This is a genomic window from Streptomyces sp. NPDC050263 (genome assembly GCF_040655955.1).
In the GTDB taxonomy this organism is placed as follows: domain Bacteria; phylum Actinomycetota; class Actinomycetes; order Streptomycetales; family Streptomycetaceae; genus Streptomyces.
The window spans coordinates 1-19,594 of the sequence record NZ_JBFAKW010000164.1; the positions used below are offsets into that span (position 1 = coordinate 1).

A 19,594-nucleotide genomic window follows, 5' to 3' on the forward strand; every position below is an offset into this window, starting at 1 on the left:
GGCTTACGCCCGGTGCGGCTTGAGGGCGTGCCGGGCGCCGCGACGCCGCGGAGATCCATCAGAAGCCCCCTAGCCCTCCAGAACCCCAGCAAGCCACGAGGTGGTGGACAACTGGAGAAACGCCTCGCGACGGCTCGGGGCGCCGGCCGTGAACTGCCCGGGCATTGAACCCAGAGGCGTCCAAACGAACATGACACCCAGGAGGGGGAGCCGACAGCGTCGGCTCCCCCTCCTGCCACACCGCCGACTGCTAGTCGGCGTCGTCGAGCAGGTCCTTAGACCGGTGGAACACTTCCTTGCTACCCGACGGCTCCGCCGCCGCAGATGCGGTCCCCTGAACCTGATCAGGGGGCTTCTTCCAGAAAGCCATTTCCGATCTTCCTCTTCACCTGAAATCGGCAGGCGGAGAGGAGACCTCTGCTACTGAAGGCGCTCCCACGCACAGAGGGTCCACTCCACCCGAGAAAACGGGAGATCGGAACGCCCTATTCGCTGAGCACGGGACGAGACGGCAGCACGCCGTGACGTCCCATCAGCCAGGGGACACGCGAGGAAACATCAAGGGCAAGAAAGACGATGATCGCGATCAGAACACGGACCGGAAGCACTCTTACGTGACGGGCCCCGACGATGGGACCCAGCGCGGCGCGGAGGAGCTCGAAAAGCTCCTCCCTGCCGTCATTACGCCCGCTTGAGTCCATGAAACCAGTGTCGCATGACTCCCAGACCGTCACACGCAGTCCGTGGATCCTGGAGGTACGAATCCAGTCCAACGAGTCATAGTGCACCAGGTGTTGCAGGGAAGGCCGACGAGGGCACGGGTGCCGTCGCGAGGGAACTGGTGACGGTGAGTTCGCCGTCGAGTTCGGCCAGCCGTCGGCGCATGCCGTCCGGGCCTGGTCGGTCGGTCGGTCTGCGCACACGGCCAGGCGGGGTCGACCGGTCCACTCGTCGCGCGGCCTCGATTTCGGCGGCCGGCACGGCCATGTCGCACACGTGCGCGTCGTACTTGGCCGCGTACGCGTCGTCGATCCCCAGAAGAACCTTCATGGCCCCGCACAACCGGACGGTGCTGCGGAGCACCGGAAAGGCCTGCCCCGGCCAGGGCCTGTCCGACCGGTCATGCCGGACAGGCCCTGGTCCCGAGGAGGGCTCAGCGCTTGAGCGTGAAGGTGAAGTCGCCGGAGAGCTTGCCGCTCAGCCGGACTGCCGAAACCAGGTTCCCCTCCTTGATCAGTCGCTCGACCTCGGCGCGCGAGACACCGCAGCCTTCAGCGATCAGTCGCACCGGCCGGACAGGGATCCGTGCCGCGAAGCGGACCGAGACGTCGATCACCTCCCGGTCCAGGAGATCCGATCCGCCGGTGTCGAGGCGCCATGCGTTGTCCCAGTCGAGGGCGATGCGATTACGGTGCTGCACGGACGGATCCTGGAGCAGTTCTGCTGTCAGGCCGAGGTCGTTGTCGTGCAGCCGGTCCAGCAGCTCAGGTCGTACGGAGCGCACATGCATCCGCTCCAGGACCGTGAGCTTTGCCGTTTCCCCGCAAGCGGTACAGAGCACGAGGAGCCAGGCGTCGAGGAGTTTGTGGTGGGCGTTGACGCGAAATTTTCCGTTCGCCCGGAAGCGTTCGGACGCGCATGTGTGGCAACGGCGGAGAACGAGGGGCAGGCAGGTGGGCATGACCACCCAGGTTTCGAGCACAGAAGTACACCGATTTCAGTGAGAAGTCCGCAGCAAAAAGCAGCGCGGCGCACATGCGCGACGCGCGACGAATCAGCACTCGGGAGGTCTCACACGGTGTACAACGGCACGTCCTTGCCCAGACGACTTGGTCGGCAGCACAGTAGTGGCGCACAGCGGCGCTGTTCTACTGGTTTCCATCGCTCACCGCGAGGTCGTGTCCGGCGGAGCACGGACGAAGCCAGAGCCGGATGGCGGTGACGGAGACGAGACGGAGACCGACAGCGGGCGGCGTCCACCTCGGGGTGCTGTCGCCACGTTCCACGCGGTGTCAGGGCCGGCGAGGGAAACTCGAACGGCGCTGATGTCGCGGACCGCACGGCCGGATCCCGGCTCTCGCAGACGAGAGCCGGACCTCGCCGGCGATCAGATCGGAGCCTTGTCGGTCAGCGAGGGCACGGCGCGAGGGCGGAGGACCATGAGCGAGTCCTCCAGGGCCGCCACCATGGCGAAGGGGAACCGGTCGAGCTCAAGGCAGAGTGCGACGTCGTCAGGATGGACTCCTTGACGCACACCCTGCGCCAGTTCGGCGGCGGCGCGCGACTCGCCGGCGCGGCGGAGGAACTCGGCTGCGTCCGTTGCGGCCTCGGTGGCCCTCCGGGCGATGTATTGGGCGCACGCCAGATCTTCGTCGGCGTGCCCGTCCTCGCCGGTGACCACGAACGTGACTCGGTCGCACGCGCGTGCCCGCAACAGCCGGGCCGTTGCCTCCGCCACCACGAAGCCGGCGCACAGCACCAGCGACGCCTCCTTCACCGCCAGGGCGCCGACCGTCCCTGCCGTGGTCTTCTGCACAACGGTCCGTCCGCCGAGGTCGATGGAGCGCAGCAGACCCGGCGAGTTGACGGTGTCGAACCCGGGCGCGGGCGGACCGTCCTTGAGCGCCGCCCAGTCCGGGTGGCGAGCCTTGAGCGCCAGGGCTTCGTCCAGCGACTCGGCAAGAACGATCTTCTCCGCGCCCTGGGCAAAGGCCCAGGCGGCCACCGTGAAAGCACGCATGACGTCGACCACGACCGCCACGGACGGGGCTTCGACCAGTTCGGCGATGCCGAGGAAACGAGCGTCCATCCGCTCATGATCGCGCATGCGTCACCACGGCGCCACGGCGCCACATCATCGTGTGTCGTGGTCATTCACGTCTTGGGTCAATTGCCTCTCGCACCGGGGAAGTCTGATGGTGAAGGTGGCGCCGCGTCCGGGCGCGCCGGCAGCCGACAGCACTCCGCCGTGCGCCTCCGTGAGTCTTCGGGCGATGGACAGGCCCAGACCGCTGCCCCCGGTCTTGCGGTTGCGGGACTTCTCCGCTCGCCAGAACCGGTCGAAGACCAAGGGCAGATCCTCTTCCGCGATGCCGGAGCCCGTGTCGGTCACCTCGACGACCACCGTGGCGTCTTCCTCGCGGGCCTGAAGGGTGACCCGGCCGCCGGGCGGTGTGTGGCGGACGGCGTTGGACACGAGGTTGCCGACGACCTGGCGCAGCCGCAGCGGATCGGCCCACAGGTCCAGTTCGCCCGGGTCGTGGACCACCAGCGTGACCCCCGCGCTCTCCGCCGCGGCCCGGTGCGCGGATGCCACATGCCTGAGGACGGCGTCGGCCAGGACGGGTTCCGAGTACAGCCGCAGCGTGCCCGCATCGGCGGCGGCGAGATCCTGGAGGTCGTCGATGACGTGCTGAAGCAGCAGGACCTCTTCAAGGAGAGAGGCCGTCAGGTGCTGGTCCGCCTCGATGACGCCGTCCTGGGTCGCCTCCAGGGCGCTGCGGATGGTGCTCAGCGGAGTACGCAGCTCGTGGGCGATGTCGCTGACCATGACCTTGCGTTGTCGCTCGGTGCGCGCGCGGTGCTCGGAGAGCTCGTTGAACGCCTTCGTGAGCCGACCGATCTCGTCGTGCCGGGCGACCGGCACCGGGGGCTGAGGCTCGTCGTGGTCCTGCGCTGCCCTGGTCAGGGCTCGCAGCGGGCGGACCAGGTGGATGCCGGTCACGACGGTGACGAACGCGGCCAGCAGCAGGACCACCGCGGTGACGACGAGTATCCGAAGGGTGTTGGCCGGTGAGAGGTCGAAGGGCGCGGCCTCGGAACCGGAGTCGTCGCTGACGTACAGCAGCGCCGAGGGGGCGACGTACGGCGCGAGTTGCTCGCGGCGGCCGACGTCGACGCAGTTCCGCGCGGCGTGCGTGAGGGTGCCCTGCGCGGCGGTGGCGGGTGTGAAGTCCAGCCCGAGGTGCACTGCGGGCAGCTTCTGGCGGCGCAGGCAGGCGTTGACCACGTCATTGAGCGCGGTGAGTGCGTCACCCTCGCCGGCGGTGGGGGTGTCCAGTACGGGCAGACCGCAGTCCTCGGCGCGCTTGGCGCGATACTTCTGCTGTTCCGCGCCCTCGATCTGCTCCTTGAGCAAGACGTCGTGCAGCAGCGAGATGAGCGGACGGCCTGACGGGGTCACCGCACGCTCGAAGGGCACATCCGCACCGGTCAGGCAGGTCGCGACGGCGTCGGCGGCACGGTCGAGACGCTGCCGGTCGGAGGTGCCGAGCGCGTAGGGGCCCAGCGCGGCAGGGTCGATGCCTCCGCCTTCGGCCCGCTGGGACAGGAGCGGGTCGGTGTGCAGCGGGTCGAGGGCGGCGAATGCCCTGCCGGGCGTGAGGGTGGAGCGGACCGACCCGCTCACCACCGGTTCCCGGGTGTCCTGGGGAGTCACGGTGATGTGCCGGCCGGTGCGGCGGGCGAGGTCACGCACCACCGGCTCGGCGTCCCGCCAGTCGGAATGCGAGGCGGCGTACGCCATCAGGGTGCGGTAGATCATGGTGTCGTCGGCCAGCACCTGCCCCTGCTGGTCCCGGGCGGCGTTGGTGGTGGTCCGTACGGCCAGCCAGGCGGTGGCCGCGATCGCGCAGACCACGACGAGCAGGGACGAGGCGAGCATCCGAAACAGCAGACTGCGATGGACCGGGAGTCCGCGCCCGGCCGCGCCGACCGGGTTCACCAGCTGTCCGGCGGTGCGTATGTGCCCGCCGGAGTACGGTCGTTGAGCTTGTAGCCCACCTTGTAGACCGTCAGGAGGTGGACCGGGGAGCTCGGGTCGGTCTCGATCTTCTTGCGCAGGTTGAGGACGTGCACGTCGACGGTTCGCTCGGTGATGTACGCGTTGGTGCCCCGGCTGACGGCGAGCAGTTGACGGCGGGTGAAGACCCGCCCCGGCTCGGCGGCCATGGCGGCGAGAAGGTCGAACTCTCCCGCCGTGCACACCACCTGCCGACCGTCGACCATGACCGTGTGCCGCCGGGGGTCGACCACGACGGCCCCTGCCGTGAGCACACCGGTGGTGTCGCCCGCCGTCGCCCGGGACTGCAGTTCCGCCTCGGCCAACCGCTCCACGCGTCTGAGCAGGTTGCGGATGCGGGCCATCAACTCGCGGGGGCTGTAGGGCTTGGTCACGTATTCGTCCGCGCCAAGGTCGAAGGCGAGCAGGAGGTCCTCCTCCGTGGTGCGCGCGGTGAGCATGAGCACCGGGAGGCCCCTGTGGGCGGGTTCGGCGCGCAGCACACGGCAGATGTCCAGGCCGTCGACGCCGGGCATCATGACGTCCAGGACCAGCACATCGGGTGGCCTGCGGCGGATCTCCTCGAGGGCGGTGCGGCCGTCGTGCACGAGCCGGGCCGTATGGCCCTCCCGGACGAGGTAGTGGCCGATGATCTCGGCTTGTTTGACGTCGTCTTCCGCCACCAGGACGTTCGCGCACATGGCCAGGACTGTAATCCTGCGGACAGGACGCTCATACGGTCCTGACCAGACCTTCATATCCGACCGACAGGCTGTCACCCATGTCACGCCACGAGGAGAGAGTCCAGTCGTCCGCTCGCCGAACGGCGGTCATCGCGGCGGGAGTTGTCGTCGTGGGGGCCGCGAGCGGCGTCGTCCTCCTCCCGCACTGGACCCAGGCCGCCCGGTCTCCCTCGAACGCGGCCACTCCGTCGGTGAGTTCGGTGGCGGTGCTGCGGACCGACCTCTCGGACTCGGTGTCCATGGACGGGACACTCGACTACGGCGCCCCGCGTGCCGTCAGCAGCACCTCGACCGGGACGGTGACCTGGCTGCCGGCAGTCGGAGCGACCGTCACCCGCGGCCACCCGCTCTACCGGGTCGACAACCGGCCCGCCATGGTGTTCTACGGGTCCACCCCTCTGTACCGGCGTCTGGACACGGTGGACATGGTCGGCCCGGACGTGCGGGTGGTGGCCGACAATCTCCGAGCGCTGGGGTACGACATCGGCGCCCAACCCCCGGTGGACACACTGGTCACCCCGTCGCCGACCGGCGCCCAGCCGCCGACCGTTGCCGCTCGGCGGTCGGAGGGCGCCGGGGCCGATGCCGACGGCGCCTCCCCCGTCACGTCCAGCAGCCCGACGCCTGGCGCGTCGTCCGCCCCGCAGCGGGTCCAGCCGGGCGACTCGGTGCTGACCCCCGCGTTGATGGCGGCGATCGGCCGCTGGCAGCGGCATACGCGAATACCGGAGACCTCGGTGCTGGAGACCGGCGACGTGGTCGTGACCGCGGGAGCGGTACGGGTCGCCCAGCTCAAGGCGAACAGCGGTGACGCCGCTCCCGGCGAGCTGATGTCCGTCACCGGCACCGGCAAGCGCGTCACCGTACAGGCCGACGAGGGCGACTCGTCCATCAGGAAGGGCAACGCTGTCCAAGTCACCCTGCCCGACGGTTCGACGGTGCCCGGCCGGGTCAGCATGGTCGGCACCGTGATCGGCTCCGGCTCGGAGGCCGGCGGGAACACGGGCTCGCCCCCCACCCGCACCATCACCGTGGTGCTGGACGAAGACAGGGCGGGCACGGCCGTCCGCGGGATCGACTCGGCCCCCGTACAGGTGCAGTTCACCGGCCGGACCAGCAAGAACGTCCTGGTCGTCCCGGTCGGTGCGTTGCTCGCGCTGAGCGAGGGCGGCTACGCGGTGCAACTCCAGAACGGGAAGCTCATCAAGGTCACCACAAAGCTGTTCGCCAAGGGCCTGGTCGAAATCAGTGGACCGGTCGACGCCGGGACAAGGGTGGTGACCTCGTCATGACACCCCCGTCCCCGGCTGTGACCCCCTCGTCCCCGGTACTGGCGGTACGCCGGGTCAGCCGTCGCTACGGCGACGTGCCGGCGCTCGACGACGTGTCCCTGACCATCCACGAAGGCGAGTTCGTGGCGATCGTCGGCCCGTCGGGCTCGGGGAAGTCCACGTTGCTCAACATCATGGGCACTCTCGACCGCGCCACCGACGGCACCGTCGAGCTGGCCGGACACGACGTGGCCGCCCTCACCGACCGCCAGGTCTCCACCCTGCGCAGCCGCCACCTCGGCTTCGTCTTCCAGCAGTTCCACCTCACCGACGGACTCAGCGCGACCGAGAACGTCACCACGGGCCTGCTCTACGGCGGTGTGCCGCGCCGACGGCGTCGGCCGATGGCCCGCGAGGCGCTCGCCCAGGTCGGGCTGGCCCACCGAGAACACCACCTGCCGCACCAGTTGTCCGGCGGCGAGCGGCAACGGGTCGCCGTCGCCCGCGCGTTGGTCAACCGGCCCGCGCTCGTCCTCGCCGACGAGCCCACCGGCGCCCTCGACACCGCCAACGGACAAGCGGTGCTGAAGCTGCTGACGGATCTCCACAGCCAAGGCACCACCATCGCGGTGATCACCCACGACCGGAACATCGCCGGCCTGCTGCCCCGACGGCTGGAGATCCTCGACGGACGCCTCGTGGCCGACACGGCCCTCGAACCCCTGGACGCCCAGCCGTGAGCCCACGAACCCGAACCGCCCCCGCCTCCGCCGTACGTGCCGAGTCCACTCCTGCCCCCGCGTCGGGTGCCGGAGAGGACCTGCGGATCCGGCCGGTCCGCATTTCGCCGCGGGACGTCCTGGCCCTGGGCATGCTGGGCATCCGTACCCGCAGAGCACGGGCCGCCCTGTCCGCTCTGGGCATCTCGATCGGCATCGCGACGATGATCGTCGTGACCGCCATCCCCGCATCCAGCGAGAAGGCGCTGATGGAACGGCTGTCCGCGCTCGGTACGAACATGCTCACGGCGCGGGCCCAGCCCGACCTCAAGCCGCCGGTGTCCCTGTCCGAGGCGTCGGTGGAGACGGTCGCCCGTATCGGCCCGGTCACCGCCGTCAGCGCGGTCGCCAACACCCATGCCGTCGTCAACCGCTCGGACAAGGTGGACCCGAGCAGCTACGCGGGGCTGACCGTTCTCGCAGCCAGGAACAATCTGCCGTCCCTGATCAACGCGCGCGTGCAGTCGGGGCGCTTCCTCGACCGGACGACCGACGCGTTCCCCACCGCTGTGCTCGGCTCGGTGGCGGCCACCCGGCTCGGCCTGCCCAGCGTTCCGCCCGGCGGCCCCGCCCCGCAGATCTACATCAACGACCGGTGGTTCACCGTCATCGGCATCCTGGAGCAGACCCCGCTGTCCCCCGACATCGACCGGTCCGTACTCGTCGCCTGGCAACCCGCCCGCACCGAACTCCACTTCGACGGCCGTCCCACCGTCCTCTACGTGAAGGCCGAGGAGCCGCAGATCGAAGCGGTACGGGATGTCCTCGCCGATACGGTCAACCCCGAACTGCCCGGCGTGATCATGGTCAGCCGGCCCTCGGACGCCCTTGCCGCGAAACGCGCGGCGCAGACCACGTTCTCGGGCCTGTTCCTCGGTCTGGCGGCGGTCGCACTGGTGGTCGGCGGGGTCGGAGTGGCCAACACCATGGTCGTCTCGGTGCTCGAACGCCGCCGCGAAATCGGCCTGCGCCGGGCCCTCGGCGCCGCTCGCGGCCACATCCGGCTGCAGTTCCTCACCGAATCCATCGCCCTGTCCACCCTCGGCGGCCTGGCCGGCACCTTGCTCGGTGTCCTGGCCACCCTCGCCTACACCACTTACCAGGGCTGGCCCCCGGTCATTCCCCTGGCCTCGGTGGTCGGCGGAGCGGCCGGCACCGTCGCGGTAGGAGCGATCGCCGGACTCTATCCCTCGCTCCGCGCCGCACGCCTGTCCCCGACCGAGGCGCTGGCCTCGGTATGAAGCCGGGAACCCGGGACCCATAGAACATGCGCCCAGCACCGCACGATCCCAGCCCCCAGTCGCACCGACTCGCAGAGAAGCCAGGAGTTATGAACCCTCACATGTTCCACCCCGCCGCCCGGTACCGGTCCCGAGTCCGGTGGCTGCGAGCCCTGTTCGTGCCCGCCGCTGCACTCGTCGCCCTGGCCGCCCTCTCCGCGTGCGGCGGGAAGTCCGACTCCGGAGCAGCGGTGGCATCCGTGGACGGCACGGGGACAGGCACCGCCGTTCCGTCCGGCACAGAAGGAGCCAAGACGGCGGCCCCTGACGCGGGACGTCCTCAACTGCGCCTGGACACAAGCCAAGAGGAGGAGGCGCGCTTGTTCAACGTCTGGTCGGCCTGCATCCAGGACCACGGGGTGCCGATGCAAAGCATCGTCAAGGACGGCAAACAGGTTCCCGTGAACTCGGACCCCGCCTACCCCGCGGCCTCCAAGGCGTGTCTGCCCAAACTGCCTCTCGATCCTCCTGAGTTGGACCGCGCGAAGAACCCGGACTACATGGACGACTTCCGGGCCGAGATCGCCTGCCTGCACGAGGCCGGCGTGAAGGTGGAGCCGATGGCCGACGGCGAGGGCTATTCATGGCCCTCCGGCGGAGTCGACGTGCCCAACCTGCCGGAACTCCAGCAGCGTTGTCTCATCGAGGCGTTCGGCGACTGACACAGGTCCCAGGACGTCGAGGTCGCGAGCCCGGCCAGGTGGTGCGCGGCGCGGTCAGCCCTTGACGATCGTGCTCTCGACACCCGGAAGCCCCTTGTCCCACCAGTGTCCGTAGCGCCGGTAGACGACTGGATCGCGGTCGGCGAGCAGAGTCGACAGTCTCTCCGCCTCCTGGGTCAGGCCTCGCCACGCAGCCTTGCCGAGCTTGTGGAAGGCGGTCAGTTCCAGTCCGCCGTCGACTGCGCGCCACACCCCTGCCACCTGACCGTCGACGAGCAGGCAGGGCAGCATGTCGCCGTTGCGCCGGACGACCAGCGGTCGGTACTCCTGGGGCAGGACCCGCCCGGGGACGGCGTGGGCCAGCAGTGTGCTGTCCCACATCGGCAGCAGCCTCGGCGGTACCGGGGTGTCGTCGTCGGGCACGGGAGCGTCTGCCAGGTCGAACAGGGCTGCGCGGCCCGGACCCGTCACCCGCACCACCAGGTCTCCGAGCTCGTGCAGCGCCTTCGTGATCACGGCACGCCCCAGCAGGGTGAAGCGAGCGAAGTCCTGGGCCGACGCGGGCCCGAACGCCCGCAGGTGGGCGAGCAACAGCCGCCGCACCCCCGCTTCCGCCTCCTGCGCCGCGGATCCGGGGGCCGTCGGGGCGGCGCGGTAGGAGTTCGACGGCGAGAACGACCACGGGCCACCGGTCGGAACGTGGTGTATCGGCGCGTACGTCCGCAGGGCCCACCACACGCGGTGCGCGTGCTCCCCGAACCGCCCCGTGACCTTCTCCTCCACCTCGGCGCCGGTGCGGGGCCGCGCCAAGAACTCCCCGAGCTCCGGGAGCAGTGCGTCGGCGTCGGCGGGGGTCAGTTCCGTCGAGGCGAAGCGGCGGTCGTACAGCCGCGACGCCCGCAGGGTGCTGAGCATGGCGGCATGGAAGGGCGCGTAGTCCTCGGCGTGGACGGCGTGCAGCGTGATCCGCATAAGGGTCGCCTTCACGATCCGGCGGTCCGCGAACGCGGCGTCGAGGTCCTCGGGCGCGAAGTCCTGCACGCGGTTAAAGAGCGCCAGGTACGGCGACGCCGGCGTCTGCGCCTGCAGAGCGCAGACACGGCGGACCGCCTCCGCCACATCGAGGCGCCGGCGTTCGAGCAGCAGCTGACGATCCAAGGTGGCCAGGGCGAGCTGTCGCGCGGTAAGGATCACACCCGGATTATGCCGCCCTCAGCCGACCCGGGCACCAGCAGTCCGTCATCCCGCCCCGGAACGCCGACAGCTCGGAGAAAGCTCACGAACCTGTCTCGATTCTCAATGACTTGCCCCTTCCGTCCGGCGCCGGGTCGGCCGGTCCGGGCAGGTCGCTGGGACCGGTTCCCTGGGCCGGGCGTCCGGGGGTCGATTCGGTGCTCTCACCGAGGAAGCCGCCCGACTGGTGCTGCCACAGCTTGGCGTAGGCGCCTTTCGACGCGAGCAGTTCCTCGTGGGTGCCCTGCTCGACGACGCTTCCGTGGTCGAGGACGACGAGGCGGTCCATGCCGGCGACGGTGCTCAGACGGTGGGCGACCACGAGGGCCGTACGGCCGTCCATCAATCGCCACAGGGCGTCCTGGACAAGGAGTTCGCTCTCCGAGTCCAGCGCGCTGGTCGCCTCGTCGAGCAGCAGGATCGGGGCGTCGCGCAGGATGGCCCTGGCGAGGGCGACGCGCTGGCGCTGGCCGCCCGAGAGTTTCACCCCCCGCTCCCCCACCAGGGTGCCGAAGCCGTCGGGGAGCTGGTCGGCGAACTCGGTGACGTGCGCGGCCTCGGCCGCGGAGTGGATCTCCTCGTCGGTGGCGCCGGGCCGGGCGAAGGCGATGTTGTCCCGCAGGCTGCGGTGGAACATGGCGGGTTCCTGCGGGACGTAGGCGATCAGTGAGCGCAGGTCGGTCTGGCGCAGCCGGCTGATGTCCTGACCACCGATCAGGATGCGTCCGTCGTCGATGTCCGACATCCGCAGCAGGAGCCGGGTGAGTGTGGTCTTGCCGCCGCCGGACCTGCCGACCAGACCGATCCGTGCGCCTGCGGGCACGTCCAGGTCGAGTCCCTGGAAGATCGGCTTCGCGCCCGCGTGGGCGAAGGTGACCGTCTCGAAGCGGACGCCCGTGTCCTGCGATGCGAGCGGTTCGGGTACGGTCGGGTCGAGCACCGTGGGCGGATCCAGCAGCAGCTCCGTGAACTGCGCGGCCTCGGTCATCGAGCTTTCCAGCCGCCGGTAGATCTGGTTGAACTCGAACATGATCTGGGTCGCGTTGGAGTAGTAGGTGAAAGCGACGACGACCTCCTCCACTCCCTGGCCCGGGCCGCCGAAGGCGACGGCGACCAACAGGCCCAGCACGTTGGTCAGCACGGACATGGGGGCGATCAGGGTGTCGACGCGCAGATTGCCGTAGTCCCACGACCTGAGCGTCAGGCGCCGGGAGTCCGCGACACGGCTGCGGTGTTCGTCGGCCTCCCGCCGCTCGGCCGCGAACGCCCGGATGGTCTCCATGTTCACGAGGCTGTCGGCGACGTGGCCGGAGACCAGGGCGATCGCCGCTTCACGGTCGTTGACGAGCCGCTGTCGGCGACGGATCAGAGGTGTCGCGGCCACCACGGTCAGCGCGATCATCACGAGAAGGCCGACGACGAGCATCGGTTCGTAGCTCCACAGCACCACGGCGCCGAACACCAGAGGGACGAGACTGCCCACGATCCGGTACGTCACCGTGTCGACGAAGTCCTCGAAGCGCTTGCCGAAGCTCAGCACCCGTTTGGTCAGGGAGCCGGCGAAGTTGTCGTGGAAGAATGCCGCGTCCTTGGCGAGGAGTTCATCCATTCCGCTCACGTACAGGTGTTCCATGCCGAGGGCGTCCACGCGGTTCAGGCAGTGCTGCCCGACGCGCCACACCGCCTCGGCGAGCAGCAGCGTCACGCCGAAGCCCAGCACGTACGGCATCGCCGAGCTGAGGGTGAGACCGCCGTCGTCGGCGGCCTGTCCTGCCAGTTTGGCGATCAGGAGGGGGGCGACGTAGCGGATGCCGATGTTGCCGACGGCCGGCAGCAGCAGCGCGGGCAGGGCCAGCCGCCGTAGTCGCAGCAGTTCCCGGCCGTAGCGGCGCAGTGCCAGAACGACCGCGCTCCTGCCCGGCGTCGACCCTCGCGATTCTGTTGTCCCCATCACACTCCCAAGGTTCGGAAGTCGGAAGTTTCCCGTCAGGAGAGGTTCCCAGTCCAGGCATTTACCGCGGACCGGCGAGAACCGGACACCGCCGCGTTCAGCGGACGCAACGGACGTATCCACTGGCGAGCCCGGCGTCGTCCCGGCTTCCTCGAAGATCCGGGCCTGAAGCTCCGCGCAGGACACGAGCCTCCGCCCACATCGTGTACGAGGTGATCAACAAGAGTGTGGCGGCAGGGGAGAATGGGGTCATGACGATGTGCAAGAAGTGCGGTGCGCGCAAACGCCGTTGGCCACGTTCCTGCTCCCAGTGCCGGTCGGGGTCGGGCCGGTCGGAGGTCGCCGCGGCCGCCGCCGACGTGGCCGTGGCGTCAGGACTGTTCGGGTGGATCAGGCGAGCAGTCACGGGAGTTGTCCGGCTGGTGCTGCGCACGCTCGACTGATTCGTTCCGGCCGACGCCCCCACGCTCCGGTCTTCGAAGATCAGCGGAGTCGAACCCGTCGGTCATGCCTCGCGCCGTTGATCCCACAACGCGCCGACGACATCGAGTTCAGCGCGGAACCGGGCGGCAGTGGCAAAGCCCCGCTCGTCGAGGAACAGCAGGGTCTTGCGTCGGCGCTGCCGGCCGACCACGACGGTCACCACATAGCGGGAGGTGACCTGGAAGCCGTACGCCACGTGGACGACCTCCCGGTCGAGCAGTTCGAGTTCGTGGATGTCCGGCCATGGGTGGTGCCGGTCGGTGAGCATGCCTCGTCGGGTGACGCCGTCCATCGTCACGACCGTACCCATCCGCAGAATCCGGACGACCACGATGAGGATGACGGCCAGACCCGCAATCGTGACTGCGGCCGTCGTCGAGCCGGGTGCGTCCAAGCCCCAAGGGATCACGAAGATCGTCCCGGAGGTCACGGCCGCCGCGAGGATCGTGTACTTGATCAGGCTCGTCGGGATCCGGTACTTCCTCGGGAATGTCGGCAGCGCAGGTCCCCCTTCCTGTTCCTGAGTGGATATCAGTCCACGCTGCGGCGGGCAACGCCCATGAGCGCGGCTCCGCTTCAGAGCCCGCGACCTTCACCGCGTCGATCACCTCAGGCGCCATGGACCAGCACCAGGGTCGCTTCACCGGGCGTCTCGACCGGCTCACGAGGTCCCGAATTCGACCGGTGCGAGGAAGGCGCGGATGACGGCGGCGATCTCGTCGGCATGCGTCTCCAGGGCGAAGCGGCCGGTGCGGAGGAGCCGGACCCGCTCGACGTTCGCCCCGTAGTCGCCGAACAGGTCGAGCCGCACTTCGTCGGCGCCCGGCCCGGCCAGGCAGAAGTCGTCGAGGCCTTCCTCGCAGGCGTTGCCGTTCCGCGTGATGAGCGCCGCGATCCGCTCGGGACGCCGGACCGCCAGCGGAACCCGGTCGGCGCCCCGTAGCCGAAGACGTGGACCGCGAAGCGCTGGAGAAGGCCAACAGCGCCCGCTGGTGCTCCATGGCCGTATGCGGCAACACCGCCCGACCCGCCCCGAACGAGCCGGCGGACGGCACCTCCGACATAGCGTTCACCCTCACCTCATCGCAACGAACACGGGCCGGGCTATTGCGTTACCTTCAATCCATTGCAACGATTTTCCGGCTTTCACCTGGCATTATCGCGAACGATCGCAATAATTGCGTTGCCAGTTCCATGAATGCAACGTAGCGTTTCCGTCACAGGAAACAGCACGTCGGGGCTTCGCAGGTCGAGAGGTGCGCGTTTCGCGGGGTGAGCGGTCAAGGGGGGCGGGTCATGAAGACAGCACAGAGTCGGCAGCAGGCGGCGCCCGGTGCCTTCGCCGCCTTCGCTCGCTTCGTCGTCTGCGGCGGCGGGGTGGGGCTCGCGTCGAGCTTCGCCGTGGCGGCACTCGCCGCCCGGATTCCCTGGGCCTTCGCCAACGCCCTGATCACCGTGGTCTCCACGCTTCTCGCCACCGAGCTGCATGCGCGCTTCACCTTCGGCGCCGGCGGGCGCGCGACCTGGCGTCAGCATGCTCAGTCGGCCGGATCCGCCGTGGCCGCGTACGCGGTGACCTGCGCGGCGATGTTCGCCCTGCAACAGCTCGCGGCGGCGCCCGGTGCGGTGCTCGAGCAGGTCGTCTACCTGTCCGCCTCCGCGCTCGCCGGCGTAGCGCGGTTCGCGGTGCTGCGCCTCGTCGTCTTCGCGCGAAACCGTGCGCAGGCGGCGCCCACGGTCCGCAGCGCCCGTCCCGTACCGGCGACCATGGCCCGTGCCTCGGCCCCGGCCGACCCGGCAACGCTTTCCCGCGCCGCCTGATGCGACACGGAAGCGAGCCGTCCCGACCGGTCCCGCTGCATCGGCGCGGTACTCACCGTGCCCGCGACGGTGTTCGGTCTGGACGTCGTCGGAGCACAGGAAATCCTGGGACGTTGGCGACACGGCACCGGTCCACAGCACGGCCGTGGGCCGGTCCGGTCACCGTCTCGGTCCCGCGACGGCGTAGGCCGCGGTGCCGGCGACCGTGAGAACCAGAGCCGTCCAGGTGCCCACCGCCGTGCCGGCCGGCAGCAGCATCCAGGTCGCCACCTGCATCGGCGCACTCGTCGGGGGCGGGGCGAAGAACGAGAACGACAGCCAGGCGAACGGCAGCGTCCACGCGTACTGGCCGCCCGAGAGCGCCGCGCCCAGGGCGGCCAGTCCCATCAGGCCCGCGCTGTCCCGGACGACGAACGCGGTGGTGGCCATGTCCGCGCCCATGCTCTGCACGGTCAGCAGCACCGCACCGACGACCGCGCCGGCGAGCAGCACGTGCGCCGCTCTGCGGGGCGCCCAGCGGATCGCGGCCGTCCGGTCCAGGGCGAGGTCCTGCCCGCTGAGCCCGATCGAGGCCGCCATCGCCCCGGTGGCGAGGACGAGCACGGGCAGCCGCGGATCACCGGGCCCCTCTCCCCCGCCCCGGGCGAGTGCCCACACCGCCACCGCGGCGATCACCACCGCGGCGAGCGACACGGGTACCTGACGGGAGCGCGCGTACAGCGTCAGCCACCTCACTGCGACGCACCGCCGTCCAGCACGGTGAGCGGGTCGCCCTCGCAGGAGAGCGCCGCGGCGCGCATGGCGTTGATCCGCGAGAGCTGTTCGGCCGGTGGCAGCGCCTTGAGCTTCTTCCACACCGGGCGGGCCAGGTCCATCTGCCCACGCGAAGCCTCGGAGATGTTGTCGGGCGGCTCGAGGTCCCCGAGGACCCAGCCCGCCGCGACGCTCTGCGCGGCGTCGTCAGTGCCCGTGCCGCTCCAGCCGACGGGGAAGCACCCCGGCACCATGGCCTTGGCCACCAGGGCCCGGGTCAGGTCATCGCCCTTCGCGGCGGCGATGATGTCGTCGTCGAAGTCGAAGAGGACGGTCATGCGGGACCACTTCGGCGTGGAGCCTTCCGGCAGCACGGCGGCGTTCTCCTGGACCGAGACCGGTGCCTGGCCGCCCAGGGCGTCGTGCAGCAGGCGCAGCGCCTTCTTGCCGGGACCCGCGAGGTCGGGGAGCCGTGCCCGCTGGGTCCGCGTCACGCACACCGGGCCGTCGCACACCGGTGCCGCGGCGGCCTTGTCGACGACGTATATCCGGTCCGGGTCGGCGGGGAGGACGAGCAGGGCGATCACCGCGCCCGCCAGGACGGGCGTCAGGGCCACCAGCCGGGCGCGCGGGGTCGCGGCGACCAACAGGGCGAAGCCGGTCGCGGCCATGCCGAGCAGCCAGATCGTCTGCCCGACGTGCACGGAGACGGAGAGCGTGACGAGCGCGTCGCGCACCTCCTCCACCGCCGGTGACAGCATCGAGACCCGGTTCGGCTCCGTGACCGGGCTCCCGTCCACGGTCATCGTCTCCGTCCGGCCCAACGACATCTGCATGACGACCGTGAACACGAAGGCGCCGATGCCCAGCGCGGGCGGCGTGAGCGCGGACGGCAGGGCCCGCCCGGCGCCCATGCCCAGCACCGCCCCCGCGACGAGGAAGAGCGCCCCCACCAGCGAGATCGGCAGCCAACCGAGGTGCGTGTACTCGGTGTTGGCGACCACCTGGACCGCGCCCACGAGGACGAGGAGCGCATAGGCCGAGGCCAGTGCGATCGCCGTCGTGCCCGCCAGCGCGGCGGCGCGGTGCCGGGCGGGCCGCGGTGTGCTCGTCAGCAGCTCGGACATCTTCGAGCGGTGGTCGCGCAGGCCTTGCAGTGCCCCGAGTCCCACGGCGAGCGGCCACAGGTAGAACAGCAGGGCGCGGGTCCACAGGGCCATGGGCGTCCACTGGGCCGTCCACGCCGCGGTGCCTCTCCACCAGGCGGCGTTCACCAGGTACAGGAACGCGAGCGCTGTCGTCAGGACCACGGCGTCGGCCCAGGGGGCGACGGAGCGCTTCAACTCGATGCGCAGGACGCGGGTGTTCACCAGGCGCCCCTTTCCCGACCGGAGCGGTCGGCGCGGTCGGGGCCTTCCAGCAGAGCCGAGTAGCCGCGCTCCAGGGGGCTGTCGCCCGGGTGCTCGGGGCCGCCCGCCGCTGCCAGGTCGTCCGGGGTGCCCTGGAAGACCAGTCGTCCCTCGGCGAAGAGCACCACGTCGGTGCAGGCGGCGGCGACGTCCTCCACCAGATGGGTCGAGACGAGCACACAGGTGTCCGTGCCCAACTCCTGGAGCAGCTCGCGAAAGCGCAGCCGCTGCGCCGGGTCCAGGCCGACCGTCGGCTCGTCCAGCAGCAGGATCGTCGGATCGTTGACGATGGCCTGGGCGATGCCGACCCGGCGCACCATGCCGCCCGAGAGGGCCTTCATCCTGTCGTCGGCGCGGTCGGCCAGACCCACCCGCTCCACGGCGCGCTGCACCGCCGCGGGGATCTCCGCCTTCGGCACCTCCTTCAGCCAGGCCATGTACTCGACGAACTCGCGCACCGTGAAGCGCTTGTAGTAGCCGAACTCCTGCGGCAGATAACCGATCCGGCGGCGCAGCGCACGGTGCTCGCGCCTGCCGGCCACGGACTCGCCGAGCATCTCCAAGGTGCCTTCGGTGGGGCGCAGCACGGTGGCCAGCGTCCGGATCAGGGTGGTCTTGCCCGCCCCGTTGGGGCCGAGGAGTCCGTGTACGCCGGTCCCCAGCGACAGGTCGAGGCCGTCGACGGCCATCCGGTTCCTGCCGACCCTGACCTTCAGCCCGGTGGCCTGGATCTCCCAGGCGTAGGCCGTCGGTGCGAGGTCGGCCGCGCTCACCGCGGACGTCATGTGGTGTCCTGCCTTTCTGAGGGACGTCTTTCTGAGGGACGTCTTCTGAGGGACGTCTTTCTGATGGTCATCGATGGGCTCCCAGCACGGAGTACGCGCTTCTCCGGGCGATCACGACACCGATGCCGAGGGCGAGGATCAGCCCCCACACGGGCAGACCGCCCGTCTGCAGGGCGAAGGCCGTACGGCTGGTGACGAGGGTCGGCGCCACGACGACCGCGGCCCATACGGCGGCCAGCGCGACGGCGGCGCGGGTCACTCCGACGACTCCGCCGAGCGCCAGCGTCGCCGCCGTGAACGCCAGACAGGGCAGCAGCCACTGAGCCACCATCACCCCCGTCGCCCATCCGCCCACCAGCAGCGCGGGGACGACCACGCCGAGCACGGACGCGGTGCGCCGCAGCACCAGGTAGAGCCCGGCCCTGGGCACCGAGGCCGTCAGTTCGTACGCCGGATCCAGTCCGCGCGACCAGGACGCGGCGACGCCGAGCACGGGCAGGACCGGCGCGAACAGCAGCACCAGCGACACCTCGCCGGTACCGGTGTCGGCCAGGTCGAGCAGCAGGGCCAGCAGCGTCACGCCGACGGCCATGGCCAGCCACGGCACCATCGTGGGCGTCAGCCATCGCGCCAGCCGCGCCGACCAGCGCCGTCCGCGCGGCATCGGGGCGGTGACCGCGAGGCGGGGTTCGAGGCCGGACCACACGGTGTCGACCAGCGACGCCACGGCGGGCGCCTCGGCGCCGACCGCGGCGGACAGCCGGTCCCGGCACACCCGGCACGCCTCCAGGTGGGCCTCCACGGCCCACACCTCGTCGGCGGCGAGGCCCGAGCCGCCGCGCGCGTATCCCTCGATGATCCGCGTCGACGCATGTTCCACGCTCACGCCAGCGACCCCCGCATCGCGATCCGGGCCCGGCGGGCACGGGTCTTGACCGTGCCCTCGGGCAGCCCGAGCAGGACCGCGGTCTCCCGGACGGAAAGCCCGTCGAGCACCATGGCCTGCAATACCTGTCTCAACTCCGGTGCGAGGCACCGCAGCGCGTCCCCGACGTCGCCGCCGACGGTCGCCGCGAGCGCCTCCTCCTCGGCGGCGGGCGCCACCTCGGGCACGGCTGCGGCCGGCGGCGGCTCCGCGTGGTGCGCTCTGCGCCGGAACGCGTCGACGAGGCGGCGCGCCGCGATCGTCCACAGCCAACCGGTGGCCGTCCCGCCGACCGCGGCCCCGGCGAACGCACCCGCCGCGCGCCACACCGCCAGGTAGGTCTCCTGCATGACCTCCGCGACGATCTGCTCGTCCCCGCACCGGCGGCGCAGCCGCACCGCCATCCACGGCGCCGTACGCCGGTACAACTCCTCGAACGCGGCACGGTCGCTTTTCGCCACCAGCCGGACGAGACGTTCCTCGTCCATCTCGTGCAGCGCTGCTCTGACTGATCTCACACCGGCTAGACGCCCGAACCGGGCCGCAGGTTTTCCCTCGGACGTGATCCCCGCCACACGCGGGAGAACCTTCGGTCGTCCGAACGCGCCGGAAAGCGGTGGACAGGTCCTAGTGCCGCGGCAGGCAACGTTTGCCCGTCAAGGAGCGGCGTCCGGTGCGTGCTCTCGGTGTGCCGGCCGGAAGTCCTCGTACTGGACGTA

Annotated in this window: 19 protein-coding genes; 5 read left to right on the forward strand and 14 right to left on the reverse strand. The window is 70.4% G+C overall.

Annotated features, from left to right (window positions below; genetic code table 11):
- Positions 1-777 precede the first annotated feature (777 nt).
- The 5 genes from AB0J04_RS41100 to AB0J04_RS41120 all read right to left on the reverse strand — a co-directional run bounded on the left by AB0J04_RS41100 (position 778) and on the right by AB0J04_RS41120 (position 5,481).
- Positions 778-1,050 carry a hypothetical protein gene (locus AB0J04_RS41100; RefSeq protein ID WP_363173805.1) on the reverse strand — a complete coding sequence of 91 codons (273 nt, stop codon included), beginning with the start codon at positions 1,048-1,050 and terminating at the stop codon, positions 778-780.
- 103 nt (positions 1,051-1,153) lie between these two features.
- A complete protein-coding gene (locus AB0J04_RS41105) occupies positions 1,154-1,702 on the reverse strand; it encodes a DUF1062 domain-containing protein (protein ID WP_363173806.1) in 549 nt (182 codons plus the stop codon).
- 405 nt (positions 1,703-2,107) lie between these two features.
- The gene (locus AB0J04_RS41110; RefSeq protein ID WP_363173807.1) at positions 2,108-2,809 is read right to left on the reverse strand and encodes a 2-phosphosulfolactate phosphatase; all 702 of its coding nucleotides are present in this window, start codon (positions 2,807-2,809) and stop codon (positions 2,108-2,110) included.
- A gap of 45 nt (positions 2,810-2,854) precedes the next feature.
- Positions 2,855-4,663, reverse strand: coding sequence for a HAMP domain-containing sensor histidine kinase (locus AB0J04_RS41115; RefSeq protein WP_363173808.1), 1,809 nt, complete (start codon positions 4,661-4,663; stop codon positions 2,855-2,857).
- 56 nt (positions 4,664-4,719) lie between these two features.
- Positions 4,720-5,481: a response regulator transcription factor gene (locus AB0J04_RS41120; RefSeq protein WP_363173809.1), complete on the reverse strand. Its 762-nt coding sequence runs from the start codon at positions 5,479-5,481 to the stop codon at positions 4,720-4,722.
- Between the two features lie 80 nt (positions 5,482-5,561).
- On the opposite strand from AB0J04_RS41120, the gene AB0J04_RS41125 reads away from it, so the two are divergent.
- The 4 genes from AB0J04_RS41125 (at position 5,562) to AB0J04_RS41140 (ending at position 9,515) form a co-directional block, all read left to right on the forward strand.
- Positions 5,562-6,815, forward strand: a complete 1,254-nt coding sequence (locus AB0J04_RS41125) for a hypothetical protein (RefSeq protein ID WP_363173810.1) — start codon at positions 5,562-5,564, stop codon at positions 6,813-6,815.
- On the forward strand, positions 6,812-7,534 hold the full coding sequence (locus tag AB0J04_RS41130) for an ABC transporter ATP-binding protein (RefSeq protein ID WP_363173811.1): 723 nt from the start codon (positions 6,812-6,814) through the stop codon (positions 7,532-7,534). The genes AB0J04_RS41125 and AB0J04_RS41130 overlap by 4 nt, the downstream gene beginning before the upstream one ends.
- Positions 7,535-7,665: 131 nt before the next feature.
- Entirely contained in the window at positions 7,666-8,814 is a 1,149-nt protein-coding gene (locus tag AB0J04_RS41135; protein WP_363173823.1) for an ABC transporter permease, read from the forward strand.
- A gap of 89 nt (positions 8,815-8,903) precedes the next feature.
- The gene (locus AB0J04_RS41140; RefSeq protein ID WP_363173812.1) at positions 8,904-9,515 is read left to right on the forward strand and encodes a hypothetical protein; all 612 of its coding nucleotides are present in this window, start codon (positions 8,904-8,906) and stop codon (positions 9,513-9,515) included.
- Between the two features lie 54 nt (positions 9,516-9,569).
- On the opposite strand, the gene AB0J04_RS41145 is transcribed toward AB0J04_RS41140, so the two are convergent.
- The 4 genes from AB0J04_RS41145 to AB0J04_RS41160 form a co-directional block, all read right to left on the reverse strand.
- Complete coding sequence (locus AB0J04_RS41145; RefSeq protein ID WP_363173813.1) at positions 9,570-10,709, reverse strand: winged helix DNA-binding domain-containing protein; 1,140 nt, start codon at positions 10,707-10,709, stop codon at positions 9,570-9,572.
- A gap of 82 nt (positions 10,710-10,791) precedes the next feature.
- Entirely contained in the window at positions 10,792-12,699 is a 1,908-nt protein-coding gene (locus AB0J04_RS41150; protein WP_363173814.1) for an ABC transporter ATP-binding protein, read from the reverse strand.
- A gap of 505 nt (positions 12,700-13,204) precedes the next feature.
- On the reverse strand, positions 13,205-13,612 hold the full coding sequence (locus AB0J04_RS41155; protein WP_363173815.1) for a PH domain-containing protein: 408 nt from the start codon (positions 13,610-13,612) through the stop codon (positions 13,205-13,207).
- Positions 13,613-13,843: 231 nt separating this feature from the next.
- A complete protein-coding gene (locus AB0J04_RS41160) occupies positions 13,844-13,993 on the reverse strand; it encodes a hypothetical protein (protein WP_363173816.1) in 150 nt (49 codons plus the stop codon).
- 485 nt (positions 13,994-14,478) lie between these two features.
- Between AB0J04_RS41160 and AB0J04_RS41165 the strand changes: the two genes are divergently transcribed.
- The gene (locus tag AB0J04_RS41165; RefSeq protein ID WP_363173817.1) at positions 14,479-15,003 is read left to right on the forward strand and encodes a hypothetical protein; all 525 of its coding nucleotides are present in this window, start codon (positions 14,479-14,481) and stop codon (positions 15,001-15,003) included.
- Between the two features lie 159 nt (positions 15,004-15,162).
- Here AB0J04_RS41165 and AB0J04_RS41170 read toward each other — a convergent pair whose 3' ends face one another.
- The 5 genes from AB0J04_RS41170 to AB0J04_RS41190 all read right to left on the reverse strand — a co-directional run bounded on the left by AB0J04_RS41170 (position 15,163) and on the right by AB0J04_RS41190 (position 19,363).
- Entirely contained in the window at positions 15,163-15,738 is a 576-nt protein-coding gene (locus AB0J04_RS41170; protein ID WP_363173818.1) for a hypothetical protein, read from the reverse strand.
- The gene (locus AB0J04_RS41175; protein WP_363173819.1) at positions 15,735-17,126 is read right to left on the reverse strand and encodes a hypothetical protein; all 1,392 of its coding nucleotides are present in this window, start codon (positions 17,124-17,126) and stop codon (positions 15,735-15,737) included. The genes AB0J04_RS41170 and AB0J04_RS41175 overlap by 4 nt, the downstream gene beginning before the upstream one ends.
- Complete coding sequence (locus tag AB0J04_RS41180) at positions 17,123-17,950, reverse strand: ABC transporter ATP-binding protein (protein WP_363173820.1); 828 nt, start codon at positions 17,948-17,950, stop codon at positions 17,123-17,125. Before AB0J04_RS41180 ends, AB0J04_RS41175 begins: the two co-directional genes overlap by 4 nt.
- A 67-nt stretch (positions 17,951-18,017) precedes the next feature.
- Complete coding sequence (locus AB0J04_RS41185) at positions 18,018-18,836, reverse strand: zf-HC2 domain-containing protein (protein ID WP_363173821.1); 819 nt, start codon at positions 18,834-18,836, stop codon at positions 18,018-18,020.
- Positions 18,833-19,363 carry an RNA polymerase sigma factor gene (locus tag AB0J04_RS41190; protein ID WP_363173822.1) on the reverse strand — a complete coding sequence of 177 codons (531 nt, stop codon included), beginning with the start codon at positions 19,361-19,363 and terminating at the stop codon, positions 18,833-18,835. The genes AB0J04_RS41185 and AB0J04_RS41190 overlap by 4 nt, the downstream gene beginning before the upstream one ends.
- Positions 19,364-19,594 lie beyond the last annotated feature (231 nt).